This window comes from Streptomyces griseosporeus (assembly GCF_014656055.1).
GTDB lineage: Bacteria > Actinomycetota > Actinomycetes > Streptomycetales > Streptomycetaceae > Streptomyces > Streptomyces griseosporeus.
In genome coordinates, this window is the sequence record NZ_BNBR01000001.1 from 1,831,368 (window position 1) to 1,847,287 (window position 15,920).

General features: G+C 72.9%; 12 protein-coding genes. 6 read left to right on the plus strand and 6 right to left on the minus strand.

All coding sequences use genetic code 11. The features are described 5' to 3' along the window. Positions 1–20: 20 nt before the first annotated feature. A complete protein-coding gene (locus IE308_RS08040; RefSeq protein ID WP_190217164.1) occupies positions 21–5,330 on the minus strand; it encodes a sacsin N-terminal ATP-binding-like domain-containing protein in 5,310 nt (1,769 codons plus the stop codon). Between the two features lie 228 nt (positions 5,331–5,558). On the opposite strand from IE308_RS08040, the gene IE308_RS08045 reads away from it, so the two are divergent. Continuing rightward, positions 5,559–6,653, plus strand: a complete 1,095-nt coding sequence (locus tag IE308_RS08045; RefSeq protein WP_110631909.1) for a carboxylate-amine ligase — start codon at positions 5,559–5,561, stop codon at positions 6,651–6,653. A gap of 68 nt (positions 6,654–6,721) precedes the next feature. Here IE308_RS08045 and IE308_RS08050 read toward each other — a convergent pair whose 3' ends face one another. After that, positions 6,722–7,033 (minus strand): hypothetical protein, encoded by a 312-nt coding sequence (locus IE308_RS08050; RefSeq protein ID WP_110631905.1) that lies wholly within the window; start codon positions 7,031–7,033, stop codon positions 6,722–6,724. A gap of 387 nt (positions 7,034–7,420) precedes the next feature. Here IE308_RS08050 and IE308_RS08055 point away from each other — a divergent pair, with 387 nt between their 5' ends. Then, on the plus strand, positions 7,421–7,882 hold the full coding sequence (locus tag IE308_RS08055) for a hypothetical protein (protein ID WP_190217165.1): 462 nt from the start codon (positions 7,421–7,423) through the stop codon (positions 7,880–7,882). 61 nt (positions 7,883–7,943) lie between these two features. Here IE308_RS08055 and IE308_RS08060 read toward each other — a convergent pair whose 3' ends face one another. Both IE308_RS08060 and IE308_RS08065 read right to left on the minus strand, forming a co-directional pair. Next, positions 7,944–9,608 (minus strand): cellulase family glycosylhydrolase, encoded by a 1,665-nt coding sequence (locus IE308_RS08060; protein ID WP_190217166.1) that lies wholly within the window; start codon positions 9,606–9,608, stop codon positions 7,944–7,946. A 174-nt stretch (positions 9,609–9,782) separates the two neighbouring features. Then, a complete protein-coding gene (locus tag IE308_RS08065; protein ID WP_190217167.1) occupies positions 9,783–10,253 on the minus strand; it encodes a DUF6299 family protein in 471 nt (156 codons plus the stop codon). A gap of 231 nt (positions 10,254–10,484) precedes the next feature. Between IE308_RS08065 and IE308_RS08070 the strand changes: the two genes are divergently transcribed. Beyond that, a complete protein-coding gene (locus tag IE308_RS08070; RefSeq protein ID WP_110631895.1) occupies positions 10,485–10,679 on the plus strand; it encodes a DUF5999 family protein in 195 nt (64 codons plus the stop codon). Between the two features lie 184 nt (positions 10,680–10,863). Here the strand turns inward: IE308_RS08070 and IE308_RS08075 are convergent, their stop codons facing one another. Both IE308_RS08075 and IE308_RS08080 read right to left on the minus strand, forming a co-directional pair. Beyond that, entirely contained in the window at positions 10,864–11,262 is a 399-nt protein-coding gene (locus IE308_RS08075) for a RidA family protein (RefSeq protein ID WP_190217168.1), read from the minus strand. Then, entirely contained in the window at positions 11,259–12,494 is a 1,236-nt protein-coding gene (locus IE308_RS08080; RefSeq protein ID WP_190217169.1) for an acyl-CoA dehydrogenase family protein, read from the minus strand. Before IE308_RS08080 ends, IE308_RS08075 begins: the two co-directional genes overlap by 4 nt. A 177-nt stretch (positions 12,495–12,671) precedes the next feature. On the opposite strand from IE308_RS08080, the gene IE308_RS08085 reads away from it, so the two are divergent. From IE308_RS08085 to IE308_RS08095, 3 genes are all read left to right on the plus strand, one after another. Beyond that, positions 12,672–14,255, plus strand: a complete 1,584-nt coding sequence (locus IE308_RS08085) for an AMP-binding protein (RefSeq protein ID WP_190217170.1) — start codon at positions 12,672–12,674, stop codon at positions 14,253–14,255. Between the two features lie 37 nt (positions 14,256–14,292). After that, a complete protein-coding gene (locus IE308_RS08090; protein ID WP_190217171.1) occupies positions 14,293–15,126 on the plus strand; it encodes a PaaX family transcriptional regulator in 834 nt (277 codons plus the stop codon). A 151-nt stretch (positions 15,127–15,277) separates the two neighbouring features. After that, positions 15,278–15,913, plus strand: coding sequence for a sulfotransferase family protein (locus tag IE308_RS08095; RefSeq protein ID WP_190217172.1), 636 nt, complete (start codon positions 15,278–15,280; stop codon positions 15,911–15,913). The last annotated feature ends 7 nt before the right edge of the window (positions 15,914–15,920 follow it).

The window sequence follows — 15,920 nt, forward strand, 5'->3', positions numbered from 1 at the left end:
GGGTGCGGCGGCGTCCTGCATCAGTGCAAGCCGGAGGGTCGCTCCCTTCCCAAGGGCGAGCACTGATAGCGCACCCCCCTGCTGACCGTCCTGAAGCGGTCGCGCCCCGGCGCCGAGAACGGATTCGGCAGGTCGAAGACGCGGCGTTCCTCCGGGACGAGGGCCGAGGTGATCAGCAGGATGCGGTAGCGGTTGCCGCGGGCGTGGCGGCGGGCCTCGTCCACCTCGGACGGTCCCAGCTCGAACTCCACCCGATCGGCGGCCGGGTCGCTCGACGCCTTCACCTCGTACAGGCGGGTGGTGCCACGCCAGGTGACCTCGAAGTCGTAGCCCAGGGAGTCGGACGCCTCGTTGTCGCCGTTGACCACGGCCGCGTAGCCCGAGACCCACCGCACGTCGGGGTAGTGGCGCTGGAGCCAGGCGCGCGCGGCCACCTCCCCGACGAGGCCGATGGCAGACCGCTGGTCCTCGGTGGTCGGCTTCGTCTTCGCGACGACGATGCGCGACTTGGCGGCGGAACTTCCTCCGCTTCGTGGCCGGGGCACCCCGGCCACGGTGTCCAGGCGCACTCTGCCCGACTGGGCGAGAAAGGCCTCGTCGATGGTCTTCGAGGCGATGTCCGCGATGGTGGAAAGCTGGTCGCTGCCGACCCTGACCTCGGCGTCCCCGATGATGATCGTGCGCGGGGCGACGGTCGTGGAACCGCCGGAGCCCGGGGTCCGTGGCGCCGTCTGCGCGAAGTCCTTGTCGGTAAGGCCCAGGGCCGCGGGGTCCGTATCGTGCGGCATTCCGTCGGGCCATCCCACGGCCCGTTCCACCGCGTCGAGCAGCTGTTGCTCGCTCAGCGGCAGCAGGTCGCCCAGCCCGGTCCCGTCGATGTGGCTCCTGCATTCCAACAGCACCGCTCCGTGCCATCCGGCGGGCACCTGGACGCCGTGACGTCGGCACCAAGCGGTCACCAGGGGGGTCAGCGCCGGGACGAGCGCGTCGAGTGCGGCCGTGTTGCGTGCGCGGAGCCGGTCGACGGAATCCAGTTCGGTGGCCCGTTCGAGGTCATCGTCGGCTCCATGCGCCCGGAGCCATTCCCGCACTCTGTCGCGCATCTCCTCTTCGGGCGGGGTGATGAAGCGGGGAAGCCAGTCCGGGTCCGGCTGGAGATCGTGGAGACCGCGGGCCGCTGCGTAGCCGGAGATGTCCTCGCCCTGCCGTGCGGCGGCAGCGTATCGCTCGCGGAGTCGGTCGAGGAGGATCCCGGCACGGGCGCGCACGAAGTCGCCGAAGACCTGTTCGTGCCGGTCAGGGTGGTGGTCCGGGGCGTATCCGGGGCCGAGGGCGGCCAGTGCGGCGTTGAACTGCTGGAAGTCGAGCCCCAGTTCGTCCCTCAGCTCCGCCGGTTGTGTACAGGAGCGGGCCAGGGCCACCAGCTCCGCCGCCGGCAGCGGCAGGTCGGGGGCGATTCGATCCAGGATCCCGGCGAGTTCGCGCTCGCCGGCCGCACGGCCGAGGAGGTGAGCGGCCTCCTCGTTCCAGGCGTCGGCGGCCAGGCACGCCAGTACCGGGCGCAGCAGTCTCACCGTGTCCTGCACGTCACCGGTCAGGTTGCGCCGGATCTCGCTGACCTTGGCCTCGGTCGTGTCCAGTGCGGCGGCGAGGACGCTGTCGTCGACAAGTGCCGGGCTGGTGCCGCCGAAGCTCCGCTCGAGTTTGACCAGGACCAGTTCCAACGCGTCCTGCAGCCACGGCCTGCCCAGCAGCTGCGCGACGGCGGGCGTCGCCGCCTGCAGCTCGTCCCAGCCCTGCTCGCTCCTCCACACGACCACCGTGGGGTGTTCGTCGTCCGGCAGCGGCAGGGCACGCGTCGACGACGGCGGTTCCGCCGGCGTCCCGGAGACAGTGATCTCCACGTCGTCGGTGTGCACGACGCGGAGGGCACGGAGCCGTTCGAGCGCGGCACGAAGACCGCGCTCGCTGCGGCGCACGAATGCCCCGGACTTGAGCTCCATGGCGAGCGCGACCACGGTGACCAGCCACTCACGCCCTCTGATGAACACCGCCGCCTGTCCCGACGGTGTGATGAGAGCTCCGTCGCGATGACGTACCTGCACGTGGGTGGCCGACGTGCGCTGCGCCCTCAGTCCGTTCGCCTCGGCCAGGCGGACGACGGCGTCACCGGACTCCGCCGGGGCGATGAGGACGGGATGTCCCGCCGGCTCGATGAGCGCCTCTTTCAGGGGGTCCGTCTCGTCGCAGACGATGACCGGTGCTTCGTCGGCCGACGATGTGAAGGTGCCGAGCATGTGGGATCGGCTGACCACGAGACGGACTTCCTCACCCGGTGCCCAGGGCCACCGGCCTGTCCTTGCGATGTTCGACCACGCCCGCTCGCAGTGCCGTTTGAAGGAGACGCTGAGGTACTCGGGCACCTCGCCCTTGTCGAGCACGTCAGCGAGCTGTTTCACCGCCGCCCCGGCGTGCTGCGGATCGTCCCACCTGCGGAGACCGAGCCGGAGCAGCCGCTCGACGATGCCTGCGTCACTGAGCAGGCGCCGCGTCGACAGGGGCAGCGCGGGCACGAAGGCCGGTAGCTCACCGTCGGTGCTGAACCAGGCCCGACGGGGCTCGACGAAGGACGGGCCGTCCGGGTCCTCCACGGGGAGCCAGGCCATGGTGCGCAGATAGGAGGCCAGCGGGGTGGGCCAGATATGGGCGTCCTTGAAGGGGTACGTGGGCCTGTGCACCGTGACGGCGAGAACCTCCTCGCCCCAGGTGCGGAGCCCGTGCATCAGCAGTTCGGCGAACTCGCGCCGAGCGGTGGAGCCGAGCCCGGCAACCTCGGTCGCTCCGGCCAGGTGGGCCGGAGGCTTCGTGAACTCGTACGGCGTGTAGGGGTGTGCGAACTTGGTCCACCCGCTCCTGACGTCGGCGGACCAGGCTTCGGCAAGAGCATCGTCCAGTCCGAGCCGCACGGCGAGGCGCGGGGGCGCCAGTTCATAGCCTTGGCAGGCACCGAGGCGTTCCCCGACGGCTCCCGGCCTCAGGCCGTCGCACACGCCGAGGGCCTCCAGGAACTCGGTGTAGGCCACCCGGTTCCGGATCTGCGCGGGCCAGTCGTCGGGGGCGCTGATCCACTGGTCCCGCTGTGCGGCCAGGGCCGGGATCCGGGATCCCCCTTCGGCGAGGAACCGCTCCAGCCGCAGCGCCCCCTCGGTGCCCCAGGCGGGCGAGAAGGAGCAGTGTGCGGCTCTGCCCCACCGGCCGGTGCCGGCCAGCGGCAACCGGAAGGGGATACGGGCCAGCCGACGACGCTGGGCCTGGGTGAGCAGGGGGTACTGCCGGAAGGCGAAGGTGAGGGCGTCGCGGCTGAGCGCCTCCGAAGGATGGTCGGAAAGCAGGTCGTTCAGCGCGTCGAAGACGCGGTCCAGTTGGTAGGGACGCACCAGTTCGTTGCGCTCGAGGAAGCCGCGTCCGGCCATGTCCCAGGCGATCGCCGGGTGAGTGAAGGAGATACGGCGCCGGAGTGCCTTGAGGTCGCCCGGGACGCGGGTGACGGCATCGCCGTCCGCGATGTCGTCGGCCTCGGGGTGGAAGAAGACGGTCGCGTCCTGCCTGCCGGCCCCGGCCCGGCTGCCGAGGGCGCTTCTCAGCCGCATGTCCTGGGTGAGGATGATGCGCCGGCCCCGCAGGACGCCCTGGTCCCGGGCAAACGCATGGGACAGGTCGCTGTAGAAGTCCGCCCATACCTGCCCCGCCGGTTCCGTACCGGCGACCAGTGACTGGGCCACGGTCTCGGCCCACTCGGCGGTGAGCAGCGCCGGCGGGCGGAAAGGTCTGGAGAGAACGGCTCGGCACAGTTTGTCCAGCCGCGCGTGGCGGACCGGGCCGACGGACGGGGTCAGCAGGTCGGCTCCAGCGCTCGTGAGTGCCTCGGTGGTGAGAACACGCCAGGAGCGCTTGCCGTCGGGCCGCCAGCCGTAGGAGTCCTGCAGCGAGCCCCATGCCTCCCGGCCGTGCAGGGGCACGATCGATTCGGCGGCGAGCTTCCCGTCCATGGCGGCGTTCAGCCGGTCGGGAACGTCCCAGCACATGAGGTCGAGTACCAGGTCCGCGGCGCGCGGGCGCGGGGTCTGCGAGCGGATGCGTTTGCCCAGTTCCACCGTCAGCATGGCGATCTGGTCGAGGAGGAAGGAGTTCAGAGCCACCGTTTCGCTGATGTCGAGGCGGGCCAGCTTGGTGAAGAACGGGGCGTGGGCGTGACCGGGGAACGGGGCGTGGACGCCTTCGGCCATCGGCAGGAAGGTGTACATGCGCCCGTGGGTGAGCGGCTCGTCCAGCCGCAGCGCGACCGCCACCCATGCCTCCGCGTTCCAGCTCTCCCAGGACGCGTCGATCTCGCGCGCCCGGACACTGCGGCTGACCGCCGCGCTCAGAGCCTCCGCGTCGAGGGTGCGGCGCGCCAGCAGATAGCGGCCCGTCCCGGCCAGGTCGACCTCCCGTACCCAGTCGTTCTCGGCCGCGGTGACCAGGTCCGATGCGCACTCGGTACGCGAGAGGACTTTTCGGAAGCCGGTGTCGGAGCCGTCGCGCACCTCGACGAGGAGTTCGGCCACTCGGTCGAGGAAGAGCAGGAGGGGCGCCTCGCCGTTCACCATGTCTTCCGCCTGCGCCACAGCGAGGCCCCAAGCGTGCCGGTCGCGCAAGGGCAGCCGGACAACCGTTGAGTAGCCGTCCTCGGCGAGTTCCTTGAGCACGGGGTCGGTGACGTCGGCCGGTACCGGTAGTGCCAACGGGGAGATGTCCTCGATCACCCGGGCCGCGAGCGCCGGGTCGTCCACCAGGGCGCGCACGTCCTCGGGCCTGGCGAAGCGGAAGCAATAGCCGTCGAACGTCCCGGAGTCGGGTAAGGACTTCGAGTAGATCTCCGGCCAGTCCGTCAGTTGCAGCACACTGCGGAAACCGAGGCCCTTGTTGCCGATCCCCTCACCCGCCGCCTTGCTCGACAAGGCCAGCTCCGTGATGGCGCGGAAGTTCTGCTCGGTGAACACCGCCCCCTCGTTGGCGACGTAGAGGACGCCGCCGTACTCCCGGGCGACCGCCAGGACGGCGATCCTTCCCGGGGCGGCCTGCCCGAGCGCGTCATGACCGTTCTGAACGAGTTCAAGGATCGTGCGGCCCTCGTACTCCTGGGCGGTGTCCTCGCTGACGGACTTCAGGCTCTCGGCGAACCGCCATGTCCTGCCGGCATCTCTGTAGATCTCGACTCGCCGCCGGGTCAGGGCGTGCACGGCCGCCCGGAACCCGTCTCCCTCAGCGGCATTCCACGTCGATGTCATGGCTGTCCCCCCTCGTTCACGCACAGCCTGCGCACGCCAGAAACACCTGGCTGTGCCATCCAACCAAACCAGGGGGCATGACTACCGGTGAACAGAAGCACCTAGCATTTTCAAAAATACGTTCGAGCAGATCACCACATCCGCCGAGCCGACCTATCCGGGCGCATGGGGGCATACTGGCGGATATCTCCGATGAGTCCCTGCCGTGCGCCGAACAGAGGGCGATCGATGACGACGATCGGTGTCGAAGAGGAGTACCTGCTGCTCGACCCGGTCACGGGTCTGCCGGTACCCCTCGCGGACAAGGTGCGGGCCGCGGCCGGCCTGGGGCGTCTCGTGGCCGACCAGGAGGTGCATTTCGAGCTGCTGCAGGCCCAGGTGGAGGTCGCCACTCCGGTGTGCAGCACGCTGGAGGAGGTCGGCGGGCATCTGCTCCGGCTGCGGCACGCCGTCGGAGCGGCCGCCGAGGCGCACGGCTGCCGGATCGCCGCCTGCGCCACGCCCCCGCTGCGCCACGGCCACCCCGTGGCGGTCACCGACCAGGCCCGGTACCGGACCATGCTCGCCCAGGCGCCCCAGCTCGTGGCCGAGCAGCTGGTCAACGGCATGCACGTGCACGTCGGCGTGCCCAGCCGGGAGAGCGGCGTGCGGGTCCTGAACCGGATCCGGGTGTGGCTGCCGGTCCTCACCGCCCTGTCCGCGAACTCTCCGCTGTGGGACGGCCACGACACCGGCTTCGCCAGCTGGCGCACCGTGATCTTCAGCCGCTGGCCGGTCAGCGGCATGCCCCCGCGCTTCGCGGACATCGCCGACCACGACCGGCGCGTGCAGCAACTGCTGGACAGCGGTCTGATCTCGGACACCGGGCAGCTGTACTGGCAGGCCCGGCTCTCGGCCCGGTACCCCACCATCGAGGTGCGGTGCCTGGACGTGCAGCTGCGCGCGGACGACGCGGTGATGCTCACGGGCCTCGTCCGGGCCCTGGTGGAGACCGCGCTCGCCGAGGCCGCCGCCGGTGCTCCGGCGCTCGACTGCGACCAGGAACTGCTGCAGGCGGCCATGTGGCACGCCGCCCGCCACGGACTCAGCAGCACCCTGATCGACCCCGCAGGCCGGCAGCGCCGGGCCGGCGAGATGCTGTACGAGCTGCTCAGCCATGTCGCTCCCGCGCTCGACGCGTCCGGCGACAACCGGCAGGTCACGGCGCTGGTCCACCGGCTCCTGCAGAGCGGCACCGGCGCGGACCGGCAGCGTGCCGCCCTCACCGCGGGCGGCCCGCGTGCGGTCGTCCGCCTCGTCCTCGACCAGAGCACCACGCCCTGACCCGCGGTCCCCGGGAAAACCCTCGCCTGCGCCGCCGCCCCCGGGAAAAGTCCGCCTGTGCCGTCAGCTCACGGGCGGGGGCGTACGCGCTGCCAGCGCGGGCGTGCGTCGCTGCCGCGGCGTCCGGCCACGGAGGCACAGCGAGGGCACACCCGCTGCACCCGGTCGGCCGCGCCGCCGGACTCCGGGAAGGTGTCGGCCCAGCCGATGTGCGGGAAGCGCACGAGCTGCGAGCGGCTGAGGGACAGCCCGCACACGGTCTCGTTCCGGCCCGGCTCCCAGGCGTGCACCTCGCCGGCGGGCAACCTGCGCCGGCCGCCGTCCTCCTCCTCGGACCACTGCCCTGAGGCGGCCACGGCGTACTGCTTGCCCCGTCTCATGCGCCGCCCCGCCCGCCTGGATCCCTGCTCCCGCTCACCTCGTCACCGCCCTCCCCCGGGCGCCACGCCCGGCCTGGTCGGGCCGCACGGTCGGATCGGGCGGCCCGCGCCTGGCGAGTGCCACCTAGGGGACCGGCCTACACGCACGGCGATGACCCGGCGCGGGCCCAGCCCTGCACGCACGGCGAGAGACGCCCCGGGCGGTCCCCCAGCGGCTTGCCCGTCGCGGATCAGCCGGCCCGCCGGACCCCGCCCGCAGCCCCCAGCCCGCAGCCCGCAGCCCGCAGCGCGTAAATGCGATGACCGGGCAGGGGGCCCGGCGACTACGCTCGACGCCGCGCCACGCGGTCACCGGGACGACGGGCGCGCGAGTCGAGAGGTTGTGGAGTGCTGGCTGACGCCGAGGCCGAGAGCGTGCGGCGGTTGCTGCGCGGGGCGCGGCTGTGTTCCGTCGGGCGGGCCGCGGACATGGGGGTCCTCGCGCTGGCGGGTGCGGGCGGTGAGGACGTCGCGGTGCACGTCCAGTGTCCGTTCCGGGTCGTGCACGGCGACCGGGTGATGCTGGGGTCGGGCGATCTGCGGTACGTACGGGACGGGCTGGCGGGCGAGGGGGCGTTCGACGCCTTCGCGACGATGTACGACGAACGGGCGGCGGACCTGAACCGGGTCCTCGGCGGCGCCGGTCCGGTGGTGGGGAACGTCGTCCTGGGGCCGGGGGGTTCGCTGACGCTGGAGGCCGGGCGGGAGCTGCGGATCGAGATCGTCCCGGACCGGTCGGGGCGGGACGAGTGCTGGCGCGCCCTCGTCCGGGGCGGGCCGCACTACGGCTATCCGCCGGGCGTGGTCTGAGGCGGTCAGGGGACCGTGCGGGGCGGGACACGGGTGGCCGCGTCCCGCCCCTGGGTGCGGGTCAGGCGGTCGTGCAGGTCCTGCCGTTGAGGGTGAAGGACGTCGGTGCGGTGTTGGCCGTGCCCTTGGTGCCGGTGAAGCCGACCGAGACCGAGCCCGCCGCGGGGATCGCGGCGGTGTAGGAAGCGGAGGCGACGGTCACCGCGGCGCCGGTCTGGGTCGGGGTGCCGCCCCACATGTTCGTGACGGTCTGGCCGCTGGGGAAGGTGAAGGCCAGCGTCCAGCCGTTCACGGCGGTCGTTCCGGTGTTGCGGACGGTGATCTCGCCCTGGAAGCCGCCGGGCCACTCGCCCGCCACGCGGTAGGCGACGGAGCAGCCGGTGCCCGGGGTGCCGGTGTCCTTGGCGGTGGTCACGGTGACCGTCGCCGAGCGCGCCGAGCGGTTGCCGGCCGCGTCCCGGGCGTACACGGCGAAGGTGTACGCCGTCTCGGGCGTCAGGCCCGTGACGGTCACCCCGGTGGTGGTGCTGGAGGCGACCGCGGTCTCGGTGGTGCCGCTGACGCGCACCACGTCGTAGCGGGTCACGGCAACGTTGTCCGACGCCGCGGGCCAGCTCAGAGTGAGCGAGGAGGACGACACGGCGGAGGCGGTGGGGGTGCCGGGGGCGGTGGGGGCCTGGGTGTCGGTGCCGGTACCGGCGAACACCGTGGCCTCGCGGGCGGTCTGGGCGATGCCGTTGGCGCCGTGGAAGACGCGCTCGCCCCAGGAGCTGAGCCGGGCCGGGTCGAAGCCGGTCGCGAGGTCGAGGATCGGGTCGGTGTTCCCGCTCCAGGACCAGGCCAGGTAGCCGAGGCGGAGCTGCTGGGCGGCGGCCATCATGGTGTCCTCGTCCGGGTCGCCCCACTGGTCGGCGGGGCCGCCGAACTCGCCGATGACCAGCGGGAGTTTCGCGGTGACGAAGGCGTTGAGGTAGTCGGTGATCTTTTGCGCCGTGTTGTAGACGCTGTACATGTGGATGGAGAAGAGCAGGTTGCCGGTGGGGTCGGCGGAGTAGACGGACCGTGCGTTGGTCCGCATCACGCCCTGCGAGTCCTGGCCCCAGTTCGGCGCGTCCACCATCAGCGTGTGCTGGAGGCCGGCCGCCCGCAGCTTCTTGATCGCGGCGATGGTGGGGTCGGTCCAGCCGGCCGGGTTCGTGTTGCCCCAGGGCTCGTTGCCGATGTCGACGATGACGTAGTTCTCCTGGCCGGCCAGGACGTCCTTCAGGCTGATCCAGTAGTCGGCGGCGTGGTCGAGGGTGCCGGCGGCGGAGTCCTCGCCGTATCCGGTGGTGTCGTGCACCTCCAGGACGCAGATCAGGCGGTTGGCCTTGCAGTCGGCGATGACGGCCGCGACGTCCTCGGGGGTGTTGCGGGTCCAGCGGTAGCCGTCGGAGAGGACGACCCGGACGGTGTTGGCGCCGAGCGCCTTGATGTCGGCGAGCGACCGGGTCTGGCCGGGATACCAGGTGTGGGCGTGGTTGACGCCGCGCATGACGAAGTCGTTGCCGTTGCCCTCGACGAGGCGGCCGTCGCTGATGTGCAGGCCGGTCGCGGCGGCGGCCCCGGCCGGCGGGGCGGCGTGGGCGGGGGTCGGGGCCAGCGCGAGCAGGCCGAGGAGCGTGGCCAGGGCGGTGATCCACAGGGACAGGGGATGGTTGCGTGTCGTGCTTCTTGTGCTTCTCACTGCGACTCCAGGAGTGAGGCAAGAAAGCGGGGCAGAAAGTAGGGTGATGGATCTTCAGCCCCGTGGGAGCGCTCCCACGAGGCGCAACCATGACGCCATACCGCCAGGGACACGTCAAGACTTGGGGCGCGAGGAGGGACGGGCCGCCCCGCGGAGCGGGACGGCCTTCGCCGGTCAGTCCGCGACGAGCGTGACGTCCTGCTGCCGCGCGGCGTGGAACCGGGGCATCGGCAGCAAGCCCTGGATGCGCAGTTCCATGAGCGTGGCCTCGACGCGCGCGGTGCCGGGCTCCAGGGAGCCGGGGGTGGGCCGGCCGGTGTTCACCCAGCGGTGCTCGGCCCCGTCGCAGACGGCGCGGGTGCTGCCGATGCCGTAACGCACGTTCATGGTGGAGGTCTGCCGGCCGACGGAGGAGCTGACGAACACGGGGCCGCTGCCCAGGCAGCGGTAGGTGCCGGACAGGGTGACCGTGCCGTCGGCGGCGATACGGCCCGTCGGGTCGACGGTGACGGCCTCGTACGGGTCGGCGGCGTGGCGCGGGGCCGCGGACGCGGCGGCCGGCAGGAGCAGCGCGGCACCGGCGGCGGCGACGCCGAGGATGCCGCACAGGGTCCGGCGGAGGGTGGGGCGAGGGGAATGGTTCATGGAAACCTCCTGGTGGTGGGGCTTCCACTGGTACCGGGCGGGCGGCTCCCGGAGTGTGATCGTCACCCCTTCGGTGGCGAGTCCGCGCCGGCGGTCGTGGAACGATCCCGGCATTGTCCGGGTGTTGTCACACCTGCCGACCGGGCCTGGCGGCGGTGCGGGCGGCGGGCGCATGGTCGTGGCACAGGACGGCCGGTCCGCTCGGCCGGCCCCCCGACGTGGAGGTGTGCCATGTGTACCCACCGCCTTTCGTGCCCCCGGCCCGACGCCCCGTGCGCGCACGTCGTGGCGGCCCGCCCCGAACAGGGCTGGAGCCTGCTGTGCGACGGCACGATCGTCTTCGACGACACCGGCGAGCTGCGCCCGGACGGCCGCGTGGTCGCTCCGCACCGGGTGCCCGGGGAGGGGCTGGCGATGGCCGCCTGACGCAGGCGCGGGCCTGCACGGGCGTGGCTGACGCAGGCGCGGGCCTGCACGGGCGTGGCTGACGCAGGCGCGGGCCTGCACGGGCGTGGCTGACGCAGGCACGGCTAACGGCAGTACAGCGCGGGCTCTGCCCACGGCAGTACAGGGCGGGCGCGTCCCACGGCGTGCGCGGCGCCGTCTCGCCCTACGGCAGTACGGCGAACCCGTCCAGCTCCACCAGCGCCTGCTCGTCCCACAGGCGTACGACGCCCACGACCGCCATCGCCGGGTAGTCGCGCCCGGCCCGCTCCCGCCAGATGCGGCCCAGTTCCCGCGCGTGGGCGCGGTACTCGGCGACGTCCGTGGCGTAGACGGTGACGCGGGCCAGGTCGGCGGGGGTGCCGCCGGCCGCGGTGAGGGCGGCGAGCAGGTTGCCGAGGGCCCGCGCGAACTGCTCCGGCAGCGTACGGCCCGTGATCTTGCCGTCGGCGTCGAGCGCGGTCTGTCCTGCCAGGAAGACGACGCGGGAGCCGGTGGCGACGACGGCGTGCGAGAAGCCGGCCGGCGGGGACAGGTCGGGCGGGTTGATCCGTCGGGCGGTCACTCGGCCTCCAGATGGGCGTACAGCTCCTTGGCGATGATGCCGCGCTGGACCTCGCTGGCGCCCTCGTAGACGCGCGGGGCGCGCACCTCGCGGTAGAGGTGCTCCAGCAGGTGGCCGCGCCGGAGCGCGCGGGCGCCGTGCAGCTGGACGGCGGCGTCGACGACGTACTGCGCGGTCTCGGTGGCGAGCAGCTTGGCCATCGCGGCACGGGCGGGGACGCCGGGTGCGCCGTCGTCGTACGCCGTCGCCGCCGCGTAGACCATCAGGCGGGCCGCCTCCGTGCGCAGCGCCATCTCGGCGACCTGGTGGGAGACCGCCTGGAGGTCGCGCAGGGTGCCGCCGAAGGCGCGGCGGCGCGCGGTGTGGGCGACAGTGGCGTCGAGGGCGGCCTGGGCCATGCCGACGGCGAAGGCGCCGACGCTGGGGCGGAACAGGTTGAGGGTGCCCATGGCGACCCGGAAGCCGCGGTCGACCTGGCCGAGCACGTCGTCCGCGGTGACGGGCACGGCGTCGAAGCGGAGGGCGCCGATGGGGTGCGGGGAGAGCATCTCCAGCGCCTCGCCGGTCAGGCCGGGGCGGTCGGCGGGGACGAGGAAGGCGGTGACGCCGCGGGCGCCGGCGCCGGGGGTGGTGCGGGCGAAGACGGTGTAGAAGTCGGCTTCCGGGGCGTTGGAGATCCAGCACTTCTCGCCGGTGAGCCGCCACCGCCGCGGCCCGTCGGGTACGGCGGCCAGGGGGGCCGGCGAGTCACCGGTGAGGGAAGACGCCCACCCGGCGGACGACCCCGCGCTGTTCACCGTCCCCGCCCCGAGCCCGCTCGCCCCCTCCTCCTCGGCCCGCAGCCGCAGCGCCCCCGCATCCGAGCCCGCGTCCGGCTCGGTCAGGGCGAAGGCCGGGACCGCCGTCCCGTCGGTCACCGCGGGCAGCCAGCGTGCGCGCTGGGCCGGGGTGCCGTGGGCGTGGACGGGGTGGGCGCCCAGGCCCTGGAGGGCGAGGGCGGTCTCGGCCTCGGTGCAGGCGTAGGCGAGGGACTCGCGCATCAGGCAGAGGTGGAGCGCGCCGGAGGCGAACACGCGCCGCAGCAGGCCCAGCCGGCCGAGTTCGGCGAGGAGGGGGCGGTCGACGTGGCCCGGCTCGCCCTTCTCGGCGAGCGGGCGCAGCCGGTCGGCGGCCAGCGCGCGCAGCTCCGCACACCAGGCGGTCTGTGCCGGTTCGAGCGAGAATGCGGGCATCGCCGGTCCTCTCTCTCCGCGGCCGCATGGCCGCTCCCCCGACGATATCGCGCTGTATTGACTGTCGTCACCAAGGCGATACGCTCGCTGGTGCGGTGCCAGGTCGGTTCCGATCTCACCGCACCGACCCCGTCGAGCCCACAAGGCACGGCCCACCCGGCAAGGGGGCGAACCGCCATGAACGTCTCGGCCCACGTCGACACCTTCGCGCGCGACCACCTGCCCCCGCCGGACGAGTGGCCCGAGCTCCGCTTCGACCTGCCGGAGCTGCGCTACCCCGAACGGCTCAACTGCGCCGCCGAGCTGCTGACCGGCCCCCCGGACGACCGCCCCGCCTTCCGTACGCCGGACGGGGCCGTGTGGACGTACGGCGAGCTGCGCGCGCGCGTGGACCGCCTCGCCCATGTGCTCGGCGGCGAGCTGGGCGTCGTACCGGGGAACCGGGTGCTGCTCCGGGGCCCGACCACGCCGTGGCTGGCGGCCTGCTGGCTGGCGGTGCTGAAGGCGGGCGCGGTCGCGGTCACCGTGCTGGCGCAGCAGCGGCCGCACGAGCTGAGGACGATGTGCGGGATCGCCCGCGTGGAGCACGCGCTGTGCGACGTGCGCGCGGTGGACGACCTGGTGAAGGCCGACATACCGGGGCTGCGGATCACGACGTACGGCGGTGACGCGCCGGACGACCTGCTGCGGCGGCCGGCGCCGGACACGCCGTACCGGGCCGTGGACACCGCCGCCGACGACGTGGCGCTGATCGCGTTCACCTCGGGCACCACCGGCCGCCCGAAGGGGTGTCTGCACTTCCACCGGGACGTGCTCGCGATCGCCGACACCTTCTCCAAGCACGTGCTGAAGCCGAGGTCCGAGGACGTCTTCACCGGCTCTCCCCCGCTCGGCTTCACCTTCGGCCTCGGCGGGCTCGTGGTGTTCCCGCTGCGGGCCGGCGCGAGTGCGCTGCTGCTCGAACAGGCGCATCCGCGGCAGTTGTTGCCCGCGATCGCCGAGCACCGCGTCTCCGTGCTGTTCACCGCCCCGACCGCGTACCGCGCGATGCTCGGCGAGCTGGACGCGTACGACGTGTCGTCGCTGCGGCGCTGTGTCTCGGCCGGCGAGAACCTGCCCGCGGCGACCTGGCACGCCTGGCGGGAGCGGACCGGCCTGGCGATCATCAACGGCATCGGCGCCACCGAGCTGCTGCACATCTTCATCTCCGCCGCCGACGAGGCGGCCCGGCCCGGCACCACCGGGCTGCCCGTGCCCGGCTGGCAGGCGCGCGTGGTCGGCGAGGACGGCCGGGAGCTGCCCGACGGCGAACCGGGCCTGCTCGCGGTGCGCGGGCCCGTCGGCTGCCGCTATCTCGCCGACCCGCGGCAGCGGGAGTACGTGCGCGACGGCTGGAACATCACCGGTGACACCTACGTCCGCGAGCCCGACGGCTACTTCCGGTACGTGGCACGCGCCGACGACATGATCATCTCGGCGGGGTACAACATCGCCGGACCCGAGGTCGAGGACGCGCTGCTGCGCCATCCGGATGTGGTCGAGGCGGCCGTGGTCGGGCGGCCGGACGAGGACCGCGGGCAGGTGGTCGTCGCCTACGCCGTGCTGAGGGAGGGCGCGCCGCAGGACACCGAGGCACTGCGGACGTTCCTGAAGTCGGAGCTGGCGCCGTACAAGTGTCCGCGCGAGATCGTCCTGATGGACGCGCTGCCGCGCACCGCGACCGGCAAGCTCCAGCGGTTCCGGCTCCGCGCGTCCGAGTGACACCGAACGTGACCAGCAGCGATGCCGACGACCTAAGATGATCAACGTGTCCGACCAGCATGCACCTCGGTCTTTGATCGTCACGCTCTACGGCGCCTACGGCCGCTTCGTGCCGGGCCCGGTACCGGTCGCCGAGCTGATCCGGCTGCTGGCCGCGGTCGGCGTCGACGCGCCCTCCGTCCGCTCGTCGGTCTCCCGGCTCAAACGCCGCGGCCTGCTGCTCCCGGCGCGCACCGCGCAGGGCGCGGCGGGCTACGAACTCTCCCCCGAGGCGCGGCAGTTGCTGGACGACGGCGACCGGCGGATCTACGCCACCGCGCCCCCGGCGGACGAGGGCTGGGTGCTGGCGGTGTTCTCGGTGCCGGAGTCGGAGCGGCAGAAGCGGCATGTGCTGCGCTCCCGGCTGGCCGGTCTTGGCTTCGGCACGGCGGCGCCGGGCGTGTGGATCGCGCCGGCCCGGCTGTACGAGGAGACCCGGCACACCCTGAAGCGGCTGGGCCTGGAGGCGTACGTCGACTTCTTCCGGGGTGAGCACCTCGGGTTCGCGGCCACGGTCGAGGCGGTGGCCCGCTGGTGGGACCTGGCGGCGATCGCCAAGGAGCACGAGGCGTTCCTGGACCGGCACGCGCCCGTGCTGCACGCCTGGGAGCGACGCCCGGACACGCCACCGGAGGAGGCGTACCGCGACTATCTGCTCGCCCTGGACTCCTGGCGCCACCTGCCCTACGCCGACCCGGGGCTGCCCGCCCGGCTGCTGCCCGCCGACTGGCCGGGCGTCCGCTCCGCGACCGTGTTCCGCGCTTTGCACGAGCGACTGCGGGACGCGGGTGCGGTCTTCGCCGGGGTGTCCGGGCCGGAGGCCGGTTCGTGACCGGGGCGGGGATGGGGCACTGATCGGGGCCGGGGAACGGTCGGCCGGGGCCGGTGCACGGTCGGGGGCCGGGGCCGGGGCCGGGGAACGGTAAGCGAACCCTCACGGTTCTCCGACCGTCCTCTCAGCTTCCTTACCTAGCTTCGGGCGCATGAGTCTCCTGCGTAGCCTGAACCGCCAGCTCCAGGTCGCCTTCGGCAGTTCCTTCCCGCAGCGGGCGATGGCCGGGCTGGAGCTGGAGCGCGGCGATCTGGAGCACCTGCTGTGGGACCGGGTGCTCCACCGCGAACTGCTGCGCTCCGGCAAGGACTCCATCGTGGAGAAGACGCCGGGCAACGCCTTCGCCTTCCGCCGCATCCCGGACTGCTGGCCCGACGCCCGCTTCGTGTTCCTGCTGCGCCATCCGGAGTCCGTCGCCCGCTCCTGGCACGAGAGCGACCCGGTGAAGCGGCCGTACGACACGGCGGTCGCGGACGTGCTGCGCTATCTGGAGGCCGTCGAGGAGGCCCGCAGCGCCACGCCCGACGGCTGCACCGTGCGGTACGAGGACATCACCGCCGGCCCGGAGCGCGAGATGCGCCGGCTGTGCGCGTACCTGGGCGTCGGCTACGAACCCGGCATGCTCACGTACGGCGCGAAGGACGACCGCGACCTGGTCAGGGGCCTCGGCGACTGGCGCGCCAACATCCGCACCGGCACGGTCCAGCCGGGCCGGGCGCTGCCCGGCGACGACGAGATACCGGCGCCCCTGCGGCCGGTCTGCACGGCCTGGGGTTACGCGGCGTGACGGGCGG